Source organism: Archangium gephyra (assembly GCF_042230915.1).
In the GTDB taxonomy this organism is placed as follows: Bacteria; Myxococcota; Myxococcia; order Myxococcales; family Myxococcaceae; genus Archangium; species Archangium gephyra_B.
On the sequence record NZ_CP102578.1, the window covers coordinates 3,555,301 to 3,569,844 of the forward strand.

The 14,544-nt window shown below is 70.3% G+C and carries 12 protein-coding genes; 3 read left to right on the plus strand and 9 right to left on the minus strand.

Translation table 11 applies throughout. The features are described 5' to 3' along the window. Window positions 1–186: 186 nt before the first annotated feature. The 7 genes from NR798_RS14305 to NR798_RS14335 are packed head-to-tail and all read right to left on the minus strand — an operon-like array spanning window position 187 to window position 6,350. Window positions 187–852 carry a GrpB family protein gene (locus NR798_RS14305; RefSeq protein WP_375772019.1) on the minus strand — a complete coding sequence of 222 codons (666 nt, stop codon included), beginning with the start codon at window positions 850–852 and terminating at the stop codon, window positions 187–189. A gap of 16 nt (window positions 853–868) precedes the next feature. Continuing rightward, window positions 869–1,714: a sulfotransferase gene (locus tag NR798_RS14310; protein WP_375772020.1), complete on the minus strand. Its 846-nt coding sequence runs from the start codon at window positions 1,712–1,714 to the stop codon at window positions 869–871. 9 nt (window positions 1,715–1,723) lie between these two features. After that, entirely contained in the window at window positions 1,724–2,431 is a 708-nt protein-coding gene (locus NR798_RS14315) for an SDR family oxidoreductase (protein ID WP_375772021.1), read from the minus strand. A gap of 16 nt (window positions 2,432–2,447) precedes the next feature. Then, a complete protein-coding gene (locus tag NR798_RS14320; RefSeq protein ID WP_375772022.1) occupies window positions 2,448–3,191 on the minus strand; it encodes a sulfotransferase family 2 domain-containing protein in 744 nt (247 codons plus the stop codon). 4 nt (window positions 3,192–3,195) lie between these two features. Beyond that, the gene (locus NR798_RS14325) at window positions 3,196–4,470 is read right to left on the minus strand and encodes a coproporphyrinogen-III oxidase family protein (protein ID WP_375772023.1); all 1,275 of its coding nucleotides are present in this window, start codon (window positions 4,468–4,470) and stop codon (window positions 3,196–3,198) included. A gap of 24 nt (window positions 4,471–4,494) precedes the next feature. Beyond that, window positions 4,495–4,839 carry an acyl carrier protein gene (locus tag NR798_RS14330; protein WP_375772024.1) on the minus strand — a complete coding sequence of 115 codons (345 nt, stop codon included), beginning with the start codon at window positions 4,837–4,839 and terminating at the stop codon, window positions 4,495–4,497. Window positions 4,840–4,841: 2 nt separating this feature from the next. After that, window positions 4,842–6,350 (minus strand): class I adenylate-forming enzyme family protein, encoded by a 1,509-nt coding sequence (locus NR798_RS14335; protein WP_375772025.1) that lies wholly within the window; start codon window positions 6,348–6,350, stop codon window positions 4,842–4,844. A 145-nt stretch (window positions 6,351–6,495) separates the two neighbouring features. Here NR798_RS14335 and NR798_RS14340 point away from each other — a divergent pair, with 145 nt between their 5' ends. From NR798_RS14340 to NR798_RS14350, 3 genes are all read left to right on the plus strand, one after another. After that, window positions 6,496–7,047, plus strand: a complete 552-nt coding sequence (locus NR798_RS14340; RefSeq protein ID WP_375772026.1) for a hypothetical protein — start codon at window positions 6,496–6,498, stop codon at window positions 7,045–7,047. 2 nt (window positions 7,048–7,049) lie between these two features. After that, entirely contained in the window at window positions 7,050–8,423 is a 1,374-nt protein-coding gene (locus tag NR798_RS14345; RefSeq protein ID WP_375773764.1) for an MATE family efflux transporter, read from the plus strand. Between the two features lie 74 nt (window positions 8,424–8,497). Beyond that, the gene (locus NR798_RS14350) at window positions 8,498–9,745 is read left to right on the plus strand and encodes a type II CAAX prenyl endopeptidase Rce1 family protein (RefSeq protein ID WP_375772027.1); all 1,248 of its coding nucleotides are present in this window, start codon (window positions 8,498–8,500) and stop codon (window positions 9,743–9,745) included. A 142-nt stretch (window positions 9,746–9,887) separates the two neighbouring features. Here NR798_RS14350 and NR798_RS14355 read toward each other — a convergent pair whose 3' ends face one another. Beyond that, on the minus strand, window positions 9,888–12,665 hold the full coding sequence (locus NR798_RS14355; protein ID WP_375772028.1) for an Hsp70 family protein: 2,778 nt from the start codon (window positions 12,663–12,665) through the stop codon (window positions 9,888–9,890). A 13-nt stretch (window positions 12,666–12,678) separates the two neighbouring features. Continuing rightward, on the minus strand, window positions 12,679–14,532 hold the full coding sequence (locus tag NR798_RS14360) for an Hsp70 family protein (protein WP_375772029.1): 1,854 nt from the start codon (window positions 14,530–14,532) through the stop codon (window positions 12,679–12,681). Between the last annotated feature and the right edge of the window lie 12 nt (window positions 14,533–14,544).

Sequence of the window (14,544 nt, forward strand, 5' to 3'; positions counted from 1 at the left end):
TGGGAACATGCGCTGACGACCGTGGCCATTTCCCCTCGCCCTCCGGGAGAGGGACGGGGTGAGGGTATCGGGTGAACGCGGGTTGAACCCCTTGCCCCCACGGCGGGCCACAGGTTGAAGAACGGGCCCGGGCACCCTCACCCCGACCCTCTCCCGAGGGGAGAGGGAGTAGTAGTCTACGCGTGCTCAGCGGGTGGCGCGGGCCTCGGCCCAGGTGTTGGCGCGCTCGGTGAGCTGCTGCAGCAGGTGGCGCTTGAGGACGCTGTACTCGAGCCAGCTGTGCCCGTGAGTGGAGGCCAGCTCCCGCTTGAGGCGCTCGTACTCCTCGCGCTCGGCCGGGTGCTCGCGCATGAAGTCCCGGAAGTGGAGCAGATTCGTGTACCAGGCGGCCTCCGGGTCGCACAGGTGCACCACCAGCGCTCCGGCCTCCTCCATCCGCCAGAACCAGAAGAAGCTTGGATCAATGGGGCTCGTCCCGTGGAAGCGGTAGCCGAGCGACTCGAGCACCTCCCGCTGCCGCATGGTGCACAGCGGCGGGCGCAGCGCCACCGCGAGGTCGATGACGTTCTTGCTGGGCATCGGCGGGATGGAGGTGCTGCCGACGTGCTGAATGTCCAGCAGCCCCTCGCCCCCGAGGGCCTCCTGGAGCCGTTGCCGCTCGCGCTCGAAGAGGAGCGGCCAGGCCGGGTCATACGCCCGCACCTCCAGGCGCAGCTCCGGCGTCTCCACCTTGGACCAGCGGCGCACCAGTTGCTCGATGGGCTCTCCGCCGATGTGGTGGATGCCCAGGCGATCCTTGAGCTGGCGGATGATCCGCATCATGCGGAAGGCGCCGTTGTCCTGTGCGTTCATGGCTCCTCGTCCTTCCTCACCACAGCGTGCGGCCGAGTACCGCTTCCAACCGCTTCACGTCGGGCCGCAGCTCCTCCTGGAGCCGGGCTCGCACCTCCGGCCGAAGGGGCACGCCCCGCGCGCCCTGGTGGAGGTTCTTCGCCGTCTTGCGCTTGAGCTTCTCGAGCACCTCGGGCGTGGCCGAGCGCATCTGCCGCAGCACCACGGTCCGGATGCGCTGCGCGGCCTTCTCCAGGTCCAGCTCCACCGGGAAGTCCGCATCCACCTGGAGGAACTCGAGCAGCCCGCGCATCTCCGCCTGGGGATTCTTCAGCAGATCCTCGAACACGAGCACGCGGACGCGCTCCTTGCCGAAGACGCGCAGGAAGCGCTCCACGGGCTCGGCGAAGCGGGCAATGGAGCGGTACTGCAACCCCTCGGGGAAGTACACCCCCGCGGGCAGCCGCTGGCCCCGGGCCCGTGCGGACTCGGCCTCCAGCGCCTGCTCGAAGTCCGCCAGCTCCTCGTTGCCCGAGCGCAGGTAGAGCGCATGCAGCGACTGCATCATCTCCACCGGATCACGCAGCATGATGAGGATGCGCGCTTCCGGTGAGTACGCGCGGATCTCCTCCGCGGCCCGCTCCGACATCAAATAGAAGACGGAGCCCTCGCCGACGACGCGCGCCTCACCCGCCCCGGCGAAGAGGCCCAGGTAGGCCTCCTCTCCGGAGATGGCGAGCGGCTGCCGCGTGAGATCCGAGCCGAAGAAGATGGGCTCCTTGAGCAGCGACAGGAAGATGTCCGGGTGCTGCTTGAGGTACGTGTACACCGAGGTGGTGGCGCACCGCGGAGCCCCGACGATGAAGAAGTTCGGCTTGCGCATGCCGCGCCGCTACCAGGGGAAGTCCTGGCGGTCCTTGAAGAAGCGGCCGCGGGGCCCGTCGTCCGGGAGCGTGGCGAGCCAGGTGATGGTCTCCGCGCCCTGCTCGACGGAGCGCTCCGCCTTGACGCCACCCAGGTGCGTGCGCACCCAGCCGGGCGTCATCACGTTGACGAGGATGTTGGTGTCCTTGAGCTCGTCGGCGAAGACCTTGGTCATCGCGTTCATGCCCACCTTGGACAGGCGGTAGCCGATGCGCCCGGCGGTGATCTTCGAGAAGGAGCCCAGGCCGCTGGACACGTTCACGATGCGCCCGTAGTTGTGCTTGCGCATGAGCGGCACGAAGAGCTGGGTGAGGTGCAGCGGGCCATAGAGGTTCGTCTCCATGGTGGGCCGGATGACCTCGTCGAAGCTCACCTCCAGCGCGGGCACGTCGAAGTCGATGGAGATGCCCGCGTTGTTGATGAGGATGTCCAGCCGCCCGTACTCGCGGGTGATGGTCTCCGCGATGGCCTTGCGGGACTCCTCCGAGGTGACGTCCAGGGGGAGGAAGGACGCCTTGAGCCCCTCGGCGGCCAGCTCCTCGACGGCCGCCCGTCCCTTGTCCTCCCGCCGGGCCGTCAGGATGACGTGGATGCCGAGCTTCGCCAGCTGCCGGCACGCCTCCAACCCGATGCCACGGTTCGCGCCCGTGACCAGCGCCACTCTCTGTTGCTCCACTGCGCTGACTCCTTGCTCAGACATCGTAGTCCGGGAAGAGCTGGAACAGCATCCGCTCCCGGGTGCGCACGAGCTGCTTCAGCTCGGGCGTGTAGTAGTCCTGCCAGCGATCCTCGTCCTCGCGGCCCCCGCCCTCGGGGAACACCTTCTGCGCCTCCAGGATGAAGGCGAGCCGCTCGCGCGGCAGCCCCAGGCCCAGCAGGAAGTCGTACAGCTCCTGGTTGAGGCGCTCGGAGCGGGTGATGTGCAGGGGGAAGAACGTCTCGCGGTAGCGGCCGCTCGTGAGGCTCTCCTCGTCGAGCGCCTGGAAGACGGTGCGCGGCTCGCGGCAGTAGAAGCGCACGAACTGCTCGGTGTGCCAGCCTGGCTTGCGCTCCTCGGGGAAGCGCTCGTTGCGGAAGCCCGTCTCCTGCCGCTGGTGGCGGTTGAGGAAGAGCGAGTTGGCCATCCGCACGAACTCCGGGAAGGTCACCTCGGGATAGGTGGGGTAGTGGGCCCGCATCTCCTCGACGCCGCAGTAGGCGTCCGGGTACCGCCGCCACCACCCGAAGTGGTACTGCGACACGTAGCGGTCGTACGGGTTGCGCACCGTGGTGAGGATGGGCTTGCCGAGGTGCTCGGCGGGGATGTCACTGCACGTGCCGTGCTTGTGCGTGTTGATGAAGTGGCGGCCCGCGTAGAGCTGCTCCAGCACGTGCGTGACGAAGGTGCCCCCCGTCTTGGGCTGATGGATGTAGACGAAGTCGTCGGTGATGATCATGGGCTCAGGCCAGCGACTCGATGTGGGCCGCGAGCCGGCGTCCGACGTAGTCGCCCCAGAGGATGCCCCGGCGCGTGAGCGAGAGCGTGCGTCCGTGCACGTGGGCGAGGTCGTTCTTCACCAGCTCCTCGACGACGGGGGCGCACAGCTTCACCAGGTCGAAGCCATGGCGCTGCTGGAAGCCGTCCAGGTCCAGGTGCACGAGCTTCATGCCGAGCACCGCCTCGCGCGTCATCAGCTCGCGGGCGGAGAGCTGGTAGCCGCGGGCCAGCGGCAGCTCGCCGGACTCGAGCGACTGCGTGTAGCGAGGCAGCTCGCTGGTGTTCTGCAGGGCGTGGTTGCCCATGGAGCCGAAGGCCGAGACGCCGAAGCCGTAGGTGTCCGTGCCCATCCACCGGGTGCTGATGTGGCGCTGGCGGAAGGCCCCGCCCTTGGTGAAGGTGAAGAAGTTCACCGGCAGGTAGCCGTGCCGGTCCAGCTGCTCCATGGCGTAGGCGGTGAACTTCACCTCCTCGTCGTCGGTGGGCAGCGTGAGGGCGTTCTTCTTCATCTCCGAGTAGTACTCGGTGTTGGCGTACACCTCCGTCTTGTAGACGGTGATGGCGTGGACGTCGGCGGACAGCGCGCGCTCCACGGTGTAGGCCCACGTCTGGTCCGTCTCTCCGGCCAGGCCGCTCATCAGGTCCACGTTGACGATGGCACCGGTGCTCTTGGCCAGCTCGATGGCCTTGAAGGCGTGCTTCTCGGTGTCGCGGCGCCCCGTCTTCTGGATGATGTCGTCGCAGAAGGACTGGATGCCCAGGCTGATGCGGTTGACCCCGAGCGTCTTGAGGTGGTCCGCCTTGGCCTGGATGAGCGTCACCGGCTCACCCTCGACGGTGATTTCGGGATCGCGCAGGTTGAAGTGCTCGTGGAGGCTCTCCATCACCCGGCTCAGGTTCTCCTTGGAGAGCAGGGTGGGCGTGCCGCCGCCGAAGTACACGGTGGTGGCCGGGCGCTCCTTGAGGTGGAAGCGCTTGGAGACCAGCTCCATCTCCCGGCACAGCGCGCTCACGTAGGCGTCGATCTCCGACTTGCGGCTCTCGCCGAGCGTCGTCGTCTTGTAGTGACAGTACGCGCAGCGCTGCACGCAGTACGGCGTGTGCACGTAGATGTTGAGGGGACGCGGCTCGAGCACCCCCTGGATGGCCTCGGGGCGCCAGTAGCGGTAGGGGGGGTAGTTGGTGACGAACCCCCGGCGCGTCAGCTCGTTCTGGGAGGAACTATCGGTGGTGCTCATGGTGCCGTCTCCGCTGGGGGGTGGTCAGACCGCGGCGCTCTTGCCGGCGCGCACCATCTCGCGCTGCACGTAACCGGCCAGCACGGTGAGGTTCTCGAACACCTCGGGACGCAGGTGCTGGTCGGCGAACTCGATGCCGTAGCGCTTCTCGATGAGGGTGACGAACTCGAAGAGCACCATCGAGTCGAGCGCGAGGCCGCCCTCGAGCAGCGCCACCGTGGCGTCGATCTTCGACTCGGGGATGCGCACGTCCAGCTCGTGGGCGATCATCTTCTTGAGCTGCTCGATGAGCGCGGTGGTGTCCGCGCTGGCGGGAGCGGGCTGGCCGCTGGTCTCCAGGTGGGGGGCGGGCGATGCGGGCGTGCTCATGGTCAGGTCCTTTCCTGGGACTGGGAAGCGGGTGGCGCGGCCGTGGCGGCCTCTCGCAGCGCCTTGCGATCCACCTTGCCGCTGGGCAGCAGGGGGAGGGCGGCGAGAGTCCGGACCTCGTCCGGAATGGCGTAGGAGGGAAGCAGCTCGAAGCAGGCGGTGCGGACCGAGTCGCCCTCGAGCGGCTGGCCGTCCTTGGGGACGCAGAAGACGACGAGGCGCTGGCCCCGGAGGCTCTCGCCGCCGAGCACCGCGATGGCGCGCTCCACGCCGGGCACGCGCTCCACGGTGCGCTCCAGGTCGGTGAGCATGACGAGCCGCCCGTCGCGCTTGACGCCATGGTCGGTCCGGCCCAGCACCTCGAGCAGGCCGTCCGCGTGCAGGCGGCAGAGATCCTTCGTGCGGTACCAACCGTCCTGGAAGGGAGGCTCGCCCTGCCAGGGCTGGCCGTCCTCGTCCACGTAGCCCAGGAAGGGGAAGGGGTGGCGGCACCACAGCTCGCCCACCTCGCCCTCCAGCTCCTGCGAGCCCTCCACGGGCTGCAGGCGGATGCCGGCTCCCGGGACAACGCGGCCCACGGTGGTGGAGCGGGGGCCTCGCGCCTCCTCCGCGTCCGCGGTGGCGATGACGCCCAGCTCGGTGCTCCCGTAGAGGTTGACGACGCGCCGGAAGAGGGTCTCCGCCGTCTCGAACAGCTCCGGCTTCAGCTTGTCGCCGGCCACCACCACGTGGCGGTAGTGCCCGGGCGCGGTGCGCCGCCGCAGCAGCATGGTGCACAGGTTGGGCGTGAGGAATGCCACCGTCGGGCGCACCTGCGCCTCGCGCTCGAGGAAGCGCGGGAGGTTGGCGCCCTCCAGCAGATCGATGGACGCCCCCGCGGACAGCCCGGGCAGCAGGCCCGCGCCGAGCCCGTACATGTGCGCGATGGGCACGGGCAGCGAGATGCGATCCTCCGCCGAGAGGCGCAGCCGCTCGACGCAGTTGAGGGCGTTGCCGATCAGCAGGGCCTGCGAGTGGACGACCAGCTTGGGCGTGCCGAGGCTGCCCGAGGTGCGCAGGAAGAGCCGTCCGGCGGCGCTCGCGTCACCCTCGGGCGGTGGGTGGGCACCCTCGAGGCGCGTCACTTCCAGCAGGGCCTCGGGACTCAGGGGCGCGTTGGGCTCCAGGTCGTAGAGGCTGCGCACCCGGATCCGCAGGGTGAAGAAGCGCGGCGGCGGAGGCGGCGTCCCCGTGCGCGCCGGAGGCGGCAGCAGGGCGAAGCTGGAGCCCGCACGCAGGAGCGCCAGCACCGCGAGCGCACCGGGAACGGAGGCCGCGCACTCGAGCACCACGGGCCCCTCGCGCGTCACGCCGTGCCGGGCCAGGAAGGATTCCCATTCCGTGAGAAGTTGCTCGAGCGCCGCGTAGGGCACCTGGAAGCGGCCATCGCTCAGCGTGTTTCCCCGGGCCGAACCAGCGGCAATGGCTCCACGCAGCCACGGGGTGACGCTGGGAATCTCGGACGGGGACATGGGCTCGGAGGCTTCTTCGAAATCTGGGCTGTTCAGAGTTACCGTTTGATACTGGAAGTTTCAAGCTGCTTGTTTTAATGACAACCGCCCCTCCGTTGCCTCGTCACGGCCTCCGATGCGCACCCATTTCCTACAGCCCGCCTGGATGCCCGAGCCGCTGGCCCGCTGCTACGAGGGCCTGCCCACGCCGCGGCTGACGGTGGTGGAGCCGGAGCAGATGCCGGCGCCGTACCGCGAGCTGCTGGTGCACGACGGCACCATGACGCAGACGTTGGAGGGCTTCCTGGGGCAGCGGCTGGCGCTGCGGGTGCTGGCCCAGGAGCGCAGGGGCAGCAGCCTCTGGCGGCAGGTGCTGCTGACGGAGAGCGTGGGAGGCCGCCCGGTGGAGCTGGGGGCGATCCAGATCGATCTCACGTGCTTCGATGAGCAGGCGAGGACGCTGGTGTTGGAGGGGCGGGTGCCGCTGGGGCGGCTGCTGGAGGACTCGCGGCTGGAGTACACGAGCCGGCCGGAGTGCTTCTTCTGGACCGAGGCGGATGCGGCCATGAGCGAGGCGCTGTGCGTGACGGGAGCGCAACGGCTCTTCGGGAGGTGGAACCGGCTGGTGGGGGAGGGCGAGCGGGTGATGGCGGAGGTGGTGGAGCTGCTGCCGCCGTTGGAGGCCGCGCCGGTGCGGCGGGTGGCGGCGCGCAAGTGACGATGGCGGCTGGCGGTACGGTGGCGCGCGCGAGGGCCTCGCTCCTGGAGGACGACATCCCCCGGGTGCTCACGGCGCTGACGTTGCCGATGATCCTGGGCCTGGCCTCCACGTCCCTCTTCAACGTGGTGGATGCGTACTTCGTGGGGCGGCTGGGCGGTGGGCAGCTGGCCGCGCTGGGCTTCACCTTTCCCATCACCCTGGTGCTGACGAACATGGCGGGGGGGCTGTCCGTGGCGGCCACCTCGGTGGTGTCCCGTGCGGCGGGGCAGGGGGACCAGGCACGGGTCGCGCGGACGGCGAGCCATGCGCTCTGGAGCGCCGCGGCGCTGGGCGTGGTGCTGGCCGGGGTGGGGATGCTGACGCTCGCGCCCTTCATGCAGCTGCTCGGGGTGTCGCCGGAGCTGCAGCCGCTGGTGCGCGGGTACATGACGGTCTGGTACGGCGGGCTGCCCTTGCTGCTGGTGCCCATGGTGGGCAGCAGCGTCATTCGGGCGATGGGCGATGCGCGGACTCCGGCCGTGGTGCTGGTGGTGTCGGTGGTGATCAACGCCGCGTTGGATCCGCTGCTCATCTTCGGATTCGGGCCGCTGCCCGGAGTGGGGCTGGCCGGGGCCGCGTGGGCCGCTGCTGTCTCTCGGGCCGTGATGCTGGGCGCGTTCCTCTACACGCTGTTCTCGCGCGAGGGGACGCTGGAGCGCTCGATTCCCCGTGCCGCGGAGCTCCGGGAGTCGCTCGGGCCGCTGCTCTCCATCGCGCTGCCGGCCACCGCGAGCCGGCTGGTGTTTCCGGTGTCGATGATGATGCTCACCCGGCTCATCGCCCGTCACGGGCCCGAGGGCGTGGCGGCGCTCGGGGTGGGCAACCGGGTGGAGAGCCTGGTGATGATGATCATCGGCGCGCTGTCCACCGCGCTGATTCCCTTCGTCGGGCAGAACTGGGGAGCCGGGCGCAAGGAGCGGGCGTGGAAGGGAATGCGGGTGGCGGTGCTCTTCACGCTGGGGTGGGGCGCGGCGTGCTGGGGCGTGCTGCTCTTCGCGGCTCCCTGGGTGGCGTCCCTGTTCACCCCGGACGCGGCGGTGGCGGCGGCCACCACGAGCTACCTGCGCATCCTCTCCCTGAGCTTCGGTTTCCAGGGCGTCTGCATGCTGGTGAGCGTGGCGTTCAACGCGGTGAACCGGCCGCTCGTCTCGACGACGCTCACGCTGGTGCGCATGTTCGGCCTGTACCTTCCCCTGGCATACGCGGGCGCGTGGGTGTGGGGCCGGGATGGCGTCTTCATCGCGGGGAGCGCGGCGACCATCGTGGGAGGCGTGGCCGCGCTCGTGTGGTGCGAGCGGTTCTTCTCGAGCGCGGCGCGGAGCGGACAGGTCTGAGGGTGCGCCTCCCTTCAGTCCCGGTCTGGCGGTGTTTCCACCCCGAAGCATTCGAGAGCGAGTAGCTTCGGCCCGTGTCCAACGCCGATCCGCTTCTCGAGAATGCTCCTTCACGCCGCCGGGCACTGGCCGAAGCGGCGTTCGTGCTCGTCACCGTGTTCGTCCCGGGGTCCCTCGCCCTGCTCGGCCTGGCGCCGCGTCTCGCGATCACCTGCCTGCTGGCCGCCTGGGGGCTCGTGCTGCTGCGCCCCTGGGCGGACTGGCGTTCGGGCCAGCAGGGCCGCGCCGTGGGTTGTGTGCTGCTCTTCGGGCTGGCGCTCGGTGCCTCCATGGCGAGTGGCTGGTTCGGAGGAGCGGATGTCGTGCCGCCTCCCCGGCTCGGAGTGCAGCACACGGGCGTCTCCGTGCAGGGGGACGGGCAGGCCGCGCGGAAGGTGGTCGAGCTCACCCGCGTGGTGCCGGGAGCGCCGGCGGATGGGCGCCTGGTGGTGGGAGACCGGATCCTCGCGGTGGATGGGCAGCCCCTGTCCGTCTCGGACCCCGAGGCGGAGTTCCAGGATCGCATCCGCACGGCGGGGGGAGGGAAGAGCACCGAGATGCACTTCACCGTCGAGCGCAAGGGCGAGACGCGCGAGGTGACGGTGCCTGTCGGGCCCGTGCCGAATGCGAGTCCCTTCAAGAAGTCCGGGACGATGCTGTGGCTGTGCCTTCGTGCGATCGGCGTGTGCCTGCTGGTGGGGCTGTTGCTGTGGAGAGATGGGCAGGGACCGGCACAACTGGGGCTCGTTCGCGAGGGGCTGGGGCGGGAGATGCTCATCGCCGTTCCTGTCGTCGTTGGCGCGTATGCCGCGAACATCGCCGCCTCCATCCCGCTCTCCCTGGTGGGCATGCTCTTGAAGATCACCGACAAGGAGATGATCGCACGCAAGGAGGTGGCCACCGGACTCGTGGAGATGGGAATCAGTGTGCCCGTCTTCGCCGCGGCGATGGTGCTCGTGGCGGGCTTCGAGGAGCTCACCTTCCGGGGCTTTCTCGTCCCGCGGTTGAAGGTGCTCCTGGGGAACTGGCCCGCCGCGGTGATGCTCTCGGCCGGGCTCTTCGGGCTGGGGCACTTCTACGAAGGGACGCTCGCCGTCGTGCAGACCGCCGTGCTCGGGGCCTACTTCGGCTTCGTCTTCATCTTCGTCCGCCGCTTCCGCCTGCCCTCCGTGATGCTCGCCCACGCGGCGTTCAATACGATCAACTTCACGTTGATGATCTGGCTTCAGAGATCAGGGGTGCTCGAGAAACTCACCGGACCGCAGGCTCCTCCGCCTCCTTGAGTTGTCCGCGCGTGGGGATGCACGGAGCTAACTCGGGATCCGGATACCCTCACCCCGTCCCTCTCCCGAGGGGAGAGGGGAAGTTGGTCCGGGTGGGGGGAAGTTGGTCCGGGTGGGGGAAGTTGCTCCGGGTGAATGTTGGCTACAGGCGCAGGCCCGCGGGCAGGGTGTCGCCGAGCGCCCGCGCTTCATCCGCGGCCTCGAGCTCCACGACTTCCGTCACCATCCGCACCCAGGTGTCGGCCGCCTTCGCCGCGCGCAGGGCCTGGGCCGTCTTGGCCCGCAGCTCGGGGTTGATGTCCCGCATCCGGTCTCCCGTGAGCCGCGCGAGCTGGGCCGCCGCGAACGGCGCTCCGTCGATGCGCTTGAGGTCCAGCTCCAGCAACAGCGACAGCCAGGCCTCCGCCACCTCCACGTCCACCACCTTGTGGCTGCTGCCGTACAGGGGTACCCGCGCGCCCAGCCGTCCCAGCGCCCACGCCCACGGGCCACCGCTCTTGTTCTCCGCCTTCAGCCGCGCCGCCACCCATCCGCCCAACTCCGCCTTGTCCCCGGGCTCCAGGTGCTCCAGCGAGGCCGCCGTGCGCACCATCTCGTCCAGGCCCTCGGGCTGGATGCCCTTGAGCTTGCCCTGCGGCTGCGGCGCGTCCAGCGGCACCTTCCTCGCCATGTGCGGCTTCAGGTAGTCGTACAGCTTGCGCTGCTGCGCCTCGCTCAGCCCGCCCGCGATGCGCCGCCACATCACCCAGAACTCGATCCACACCGACTTCTCGGTGTGGTGCTGCACCAGGGGCTCGAAGAGCGTGAAGGTCTGCTCCGCCCGCCAGTGGTCCAGCGGGTAGCCGAAGCCCGGCCGCAGCGTGAAGCCCGTCAGGCTGTAGAAGACGCGCTCGTGGTCCGCCGTGCGCCGCCGCTTGGACGCCCCCGCGAAGAGCGTGCTCCACAGCTCGCGCAGCACCGGCACCCGCCACGTCTCGCGCGGGCCCAGCACCTTCTCCAGCGTGCGAGACAGCTGCTTCACGTCCTTGGGGCCAATGGGCAGCGGCTTGTTGCCGTACACCCGCTCGGCGTTCTCCTTCGCCTCGGCGAAGCGCGCGGGCATGGACTCGGTGACGGTCAGCTCGCGCTCGCCGCCCGTGCCCCGCAGCTCGAACTCCAGGCGCCAGCGCTCGTCCGCCACGTTGGACACGGCGAACAGCTCCAGCGTGCCAATCTCCGTGAGCCCCGCCTGCAGGTGCACCGGCACCTCCGCCGTCTTCCCCTCGGCGCCCTTGAGCACCGTGTGGATGGGCGGCAGCGGCTTCAGCTCCTCCGTCAGCGGCACCACGTCGCCCGGCTTGTCGATGCGGTCGCTCGTGGTGGAGTACAGCGTGAACTGCACCGGCCGCCCCAGCGTCAGCGTGAAGGAGCGCTCGCCGATGTCGACCTGGTTGCCCTCCTCGAAGCCGCGCGGGATGAGGCACAGCACTGGCTGCTCCGTGCTGTCCGCCGGGCGCTGCAGGGCCACGTAGTACGCACGTGCCGCGCCGCCTCCAATCTTCAGGCCGTGCCCGCGCCGCACCAGCCCGTAGTAGGCCGCGCCGCGTGCCACCGCCAGCTCCAGCGACTCGTGCTTCAGCAGCCGGATGCGCGGAGCCCCCGGCCACCACGCGCTCACCGCCTCCACCAGCCGAGCGGCCAGCTGGGGCGAGTTGAAGACGCCGCCATTGAGCAGGATGGCGTCGGGACGGGGGAGGGCACCCTCCGCGGGCGCCGTCTCTCCCAGCGCCGCGAAGCCCGCCGCCGCGTGCTGCGCGAGGAAGGCCGCCAGGTGCCGGGTGATGGCCGCGTCCTGCGCGTACGGCAGTCCCAGCTCCTGCAGCGCCATGCGCGACACGCGCCGCGGCCGCTCCTGCGCGCCCGAGCGCGGGAAGAAGCCGTCCATGACGAGGCTCTCCGCCTCCTCGCGCGTGAGCTCCGTGGACAGCGAGCCGCCCAGCAGCCGGCTGCCCTCGGAGACGAGCGACACGCCATATCGCTCGGGCGGGCCGTTGCCGAGCAGGGCCTCCTTGGCGGTGCGCGCCGCCTGGATGGCCTGGGTCCACTGGGTGGCGGACAGGCGCCGGTTGCCGTCCGGGAAGAGCTTCTCCTCCACGCGTTTGGCGAGCGCGGCGTCCATGTTGTCGCCGCCGAGCATGAGGTGCTCGCCCACCGCGAGCCGCCGCAGCATGGGGCCCTCGGGGGACACGCCCGCGTGCACCAGGGTGAAGTCCGTGGTGCCGCCGCCCACGTCCACCACCAGCACCAGCCGCACGTCCTCGAGCGACTGCGCCAGATCCTTCCGGTGGCGCGCGGTGTAGTCGTAGAAGGCCGCCTGCGGCTCCTCCAAGAGCGTGAACTTCTCCAGGCCCGCCTTGCGCGCGGCGCTCACCGTGAGGGCGCGCGCCGCCTCGTCGAAGGAGGCGGGCACGGTGATGACCACCTCCTGCTGCGCCAGCGGGGCCTCGGGGTGGGCGTGGTTCCACGCCTGGGCCATGTGCTGGAGGAGCAGGGCACTGGCCTCCACCGGGGACAGCTTCGCCACGTCGGCGGGAGCGCCCCAGGGGAGGATGGGCGCCGAGCGGTCCACGCCCGGGTGGCACAGCCAGCTCTTCGCGGACGTCACCACCCGGCCGGGCACCCGGGCTCCCTGCCAGCGGGCCAGCTCGCCCACCACCTGCGAGCCGCTCTCGCCCCAGGGGAGGCGGAGAGAGCCAGCGGCGAGCTCATGGCCGGCGGGCACGTAGACACACGAGGGCAGCAGGGGCCGCGGGCTCACCTCGCCCTGGCGCACCAGTTGGGGGACGGGGAAGTCCTCCACGGGAGCGGTGGGGCCCTTGGCGGGGTCCACCGAGGCGACGGCGCAGTGCGTGGTTCCGAGGTCGATGCCGACGATGTGCATAGGCGCGCGGGTTCTACTCCTTCATGCGGACGTTGAGCTCCAGCTTCCACTTGCCGGGGCCGTCCTTCTGCAGGCAGCGCAACTCCAGCGTGCCCACCTCGGTGACGGCGGCCTGGAGGTTGACGGGGGTGAGGTCCCCGTACGGTGCGGGCGTGCCCGGGAGCGTCGTCTCGATGGGAGCGAGCTCCTCGAACTCGTCATTGCCGTCCACGTCGTCCACCAGGACGCCCACCTTGTCGTCGCGCCGCACGGACGAGGCGAAGAAGCGGAAGCTGGTGGGCTCGCCGGTGACGAGGCCGAACTCCTGCGGAGGCACGTCCGCCTGGGTGCCCTCCTCCATGCCGAAGGGGGCCACGCACAGGGCCTTCACGGGGGGCTCCATGCCGGGTACGGCGGGCATGGCCGTCTCCACGCCCACGTAGTAGGCGCGGGCCGTGCCGCCGCGGATGCGCAGGCCGTGGCCCTGGCGCACCCAACCGTAATAGGCCGCGCCGCGCGCCACGGAGAGGTCCAGGTCCGCGCCCGCGAGCTCCTGGGCGGGCTGGCCGCCATCCGCGGTGAGCCAGGAGTTGAGCACCTCCATCACCCGGGCCTTGAGCGGGCCCGCCTTGAAGACGCCACCGTTGAAGAGCACGGCGGTGGGGTGGATGAAGGACTTGCCGCCCACGTTCACCGGAGAGTCCGGCGAGTTGGCCAGCGCCTGGGCCTGCCGCGTGAGGAAGGCGGCCAGGTGCTTCGTCACCGCGGGGTCCTGCGCGTACGGCAAGGCCATCTGCGCGAGGCCGGTGCGCCGGGCCACGCGCGGCAGCTCCGAGGCAGGGGAGGGCGGGAAGAAACCATCGGTGAGGACGCGGTCCAGGTCCTCGCGGGCCAGCTCCGTGCGCAGCGTGCCGCCGATGAGCGACGAGCCGCGGCCCGGAATCGCGATGGGCGCCTTGGCCATGGACGGATCGCCGTACAGCATCTCCTTGGCCATGCGGCAGCCATAGGTGAGCGCGTTGAACTGCCAGGCGTCGAGCTTCTTGCCCTCGGCGGTGAGGCGCTGGTTGAGCGTGTGCGCCAGCGCCAGGTCCATGTTGTCGCCGCCCAGGAGGATGTGGTCCCCCACCGCCACGCGGGTGAGCTCCACGTCGCCCGCGCGGTCGCGCACGGTCATGAGTGAGAAGTCCGTGGTGCCGCCGCCCACGTCCACCACGAGGATGACCTCGCCCACCTTCACCCGCTTGCGGAAGGTCTCCCCCTGCGCCTCCAGCCACGCGTAGAGCGCCGCCTGCGGCTCCTCCAGGAGGATGATGTTCTCCAGGCCCGCGGCCCGGGCGGCCTCGAGCGTCAAATCCCTCGCGGCGGCGTCGAACGAGGCCGGGACGGTGATGATGACGTCCTGCGCGGCCATGGCGTTGCCGGCGTCCTCCTTCGCGCGGGCGAAGGTGTGGTCCCACGCCTCGCGCAGGTGGCGCAGGTAGCGCGTGGACGCCTCCACCGGGGAGACGCGTTGCACCTCCTCGGGGGCCTGCCAGGGGAGCAGCGCGGCGCGCCGGTCCACCCCGGGGTGGCTCAACCAGCTCTTCGCCGAGGACACCAGCCGGGTGGGCACCTTGGCCCCGTGCGTGCGGGCGAACTCACCGGCGATGCTGCTGGCCGCCGGGTTCCACGGCAGCGCCAGGCTCCCCGGGGGGAACTCCTGGCCGCCGGGCAGGTAGAGGAACGAGGGCAGCAACGTCCGGGCTTCCACCGTGCCCGGCGCCGTCAGCTGCGGGATGGGCAGCATCGACTGCGCCGCGCCGCGCGCCTTCGCTTCCTCCAGGTTGAAGTAGGATACCGCGGAGTGCGTGGTGCCGAGATCGATTCCAATCGCGTATCGGGCCATATGCGCTCCAAT

Excerpts from the sequence above, each read along its gene's own strand:
- NR798_RS14330 (WP_375772024.1), bottom strand. The coding sequence starts at position 4,839 with ATGAGCACGCCCGCATCGCCCGCCCCCCACCTGGAGACCAGCGGCCAG.
- NR798_RS14355 (WP_375772028.1), bottom strand. The coding sequence starts at position 12,665 with ATGCACATCGTCGGCATCGACCTCGGAACCACGCACTGCGCCGTCGCC.
- NR798_RS14325 (WP_375772023.1), bottom strand. The coding sequence starts at position 4,470 with ATGAGCACCACCGATAGTTCCTCCCAGAACGAGCTGACGCGCCGGGGG.
- NR798_RS14305 (WP_375772019.1), bottom strand. The coding sequence starts at position 852 with ATGAACGCACAGGACAACGGCGCCTTCCGCATGATGCGGATCATCCGC.
- NR798_RS14320 (WP_375772022.1), bottom strand. The coding sequence starts at position 3,191 with ATGATCATCACCGACGACTTCGTCTACATCCATCAGCCCAAGACGGGG.
- NR798_RS14360 (WP_375772029.1), bottom strand. The coding sequence starts at position 14,532 with ATGGCCCGATACGCGATTGGAATCGATCTCGGCACCACGCACTCCGCG.
- NR798_RS14345 (WP_375773764.1), top strand. The coding sequence starts at position 7,050 with ATGGCGGCTGGCGGTACGGTGGCGCGCGCGAGGGCCTCGCTCCTGGAG.
- NR798_RS14335 (WP_375772025.1), bottom strand. The coding sequence starts at position 6,350 with ATGTCCCCGTCCGAGATTCCCAGCGTCACCCCGTGGCTGCGTGGAGCC.
- NR798_RS14310 (WP_375772020.1), bottom strand. The coding sequence starts at position 1,714 with ATGCGCAAGCCGAACTTCTTCATCGTCGGGGCTCCGCGGTGCGCCACC.
- NR798_RS14340 (WP_375772026.1), top strand. The coding sequence starts at position 6,496 with ATGCCCGAGCCGCTGGCCCGCTGCTACGAGGGCCTGCCCACGCCGCGG.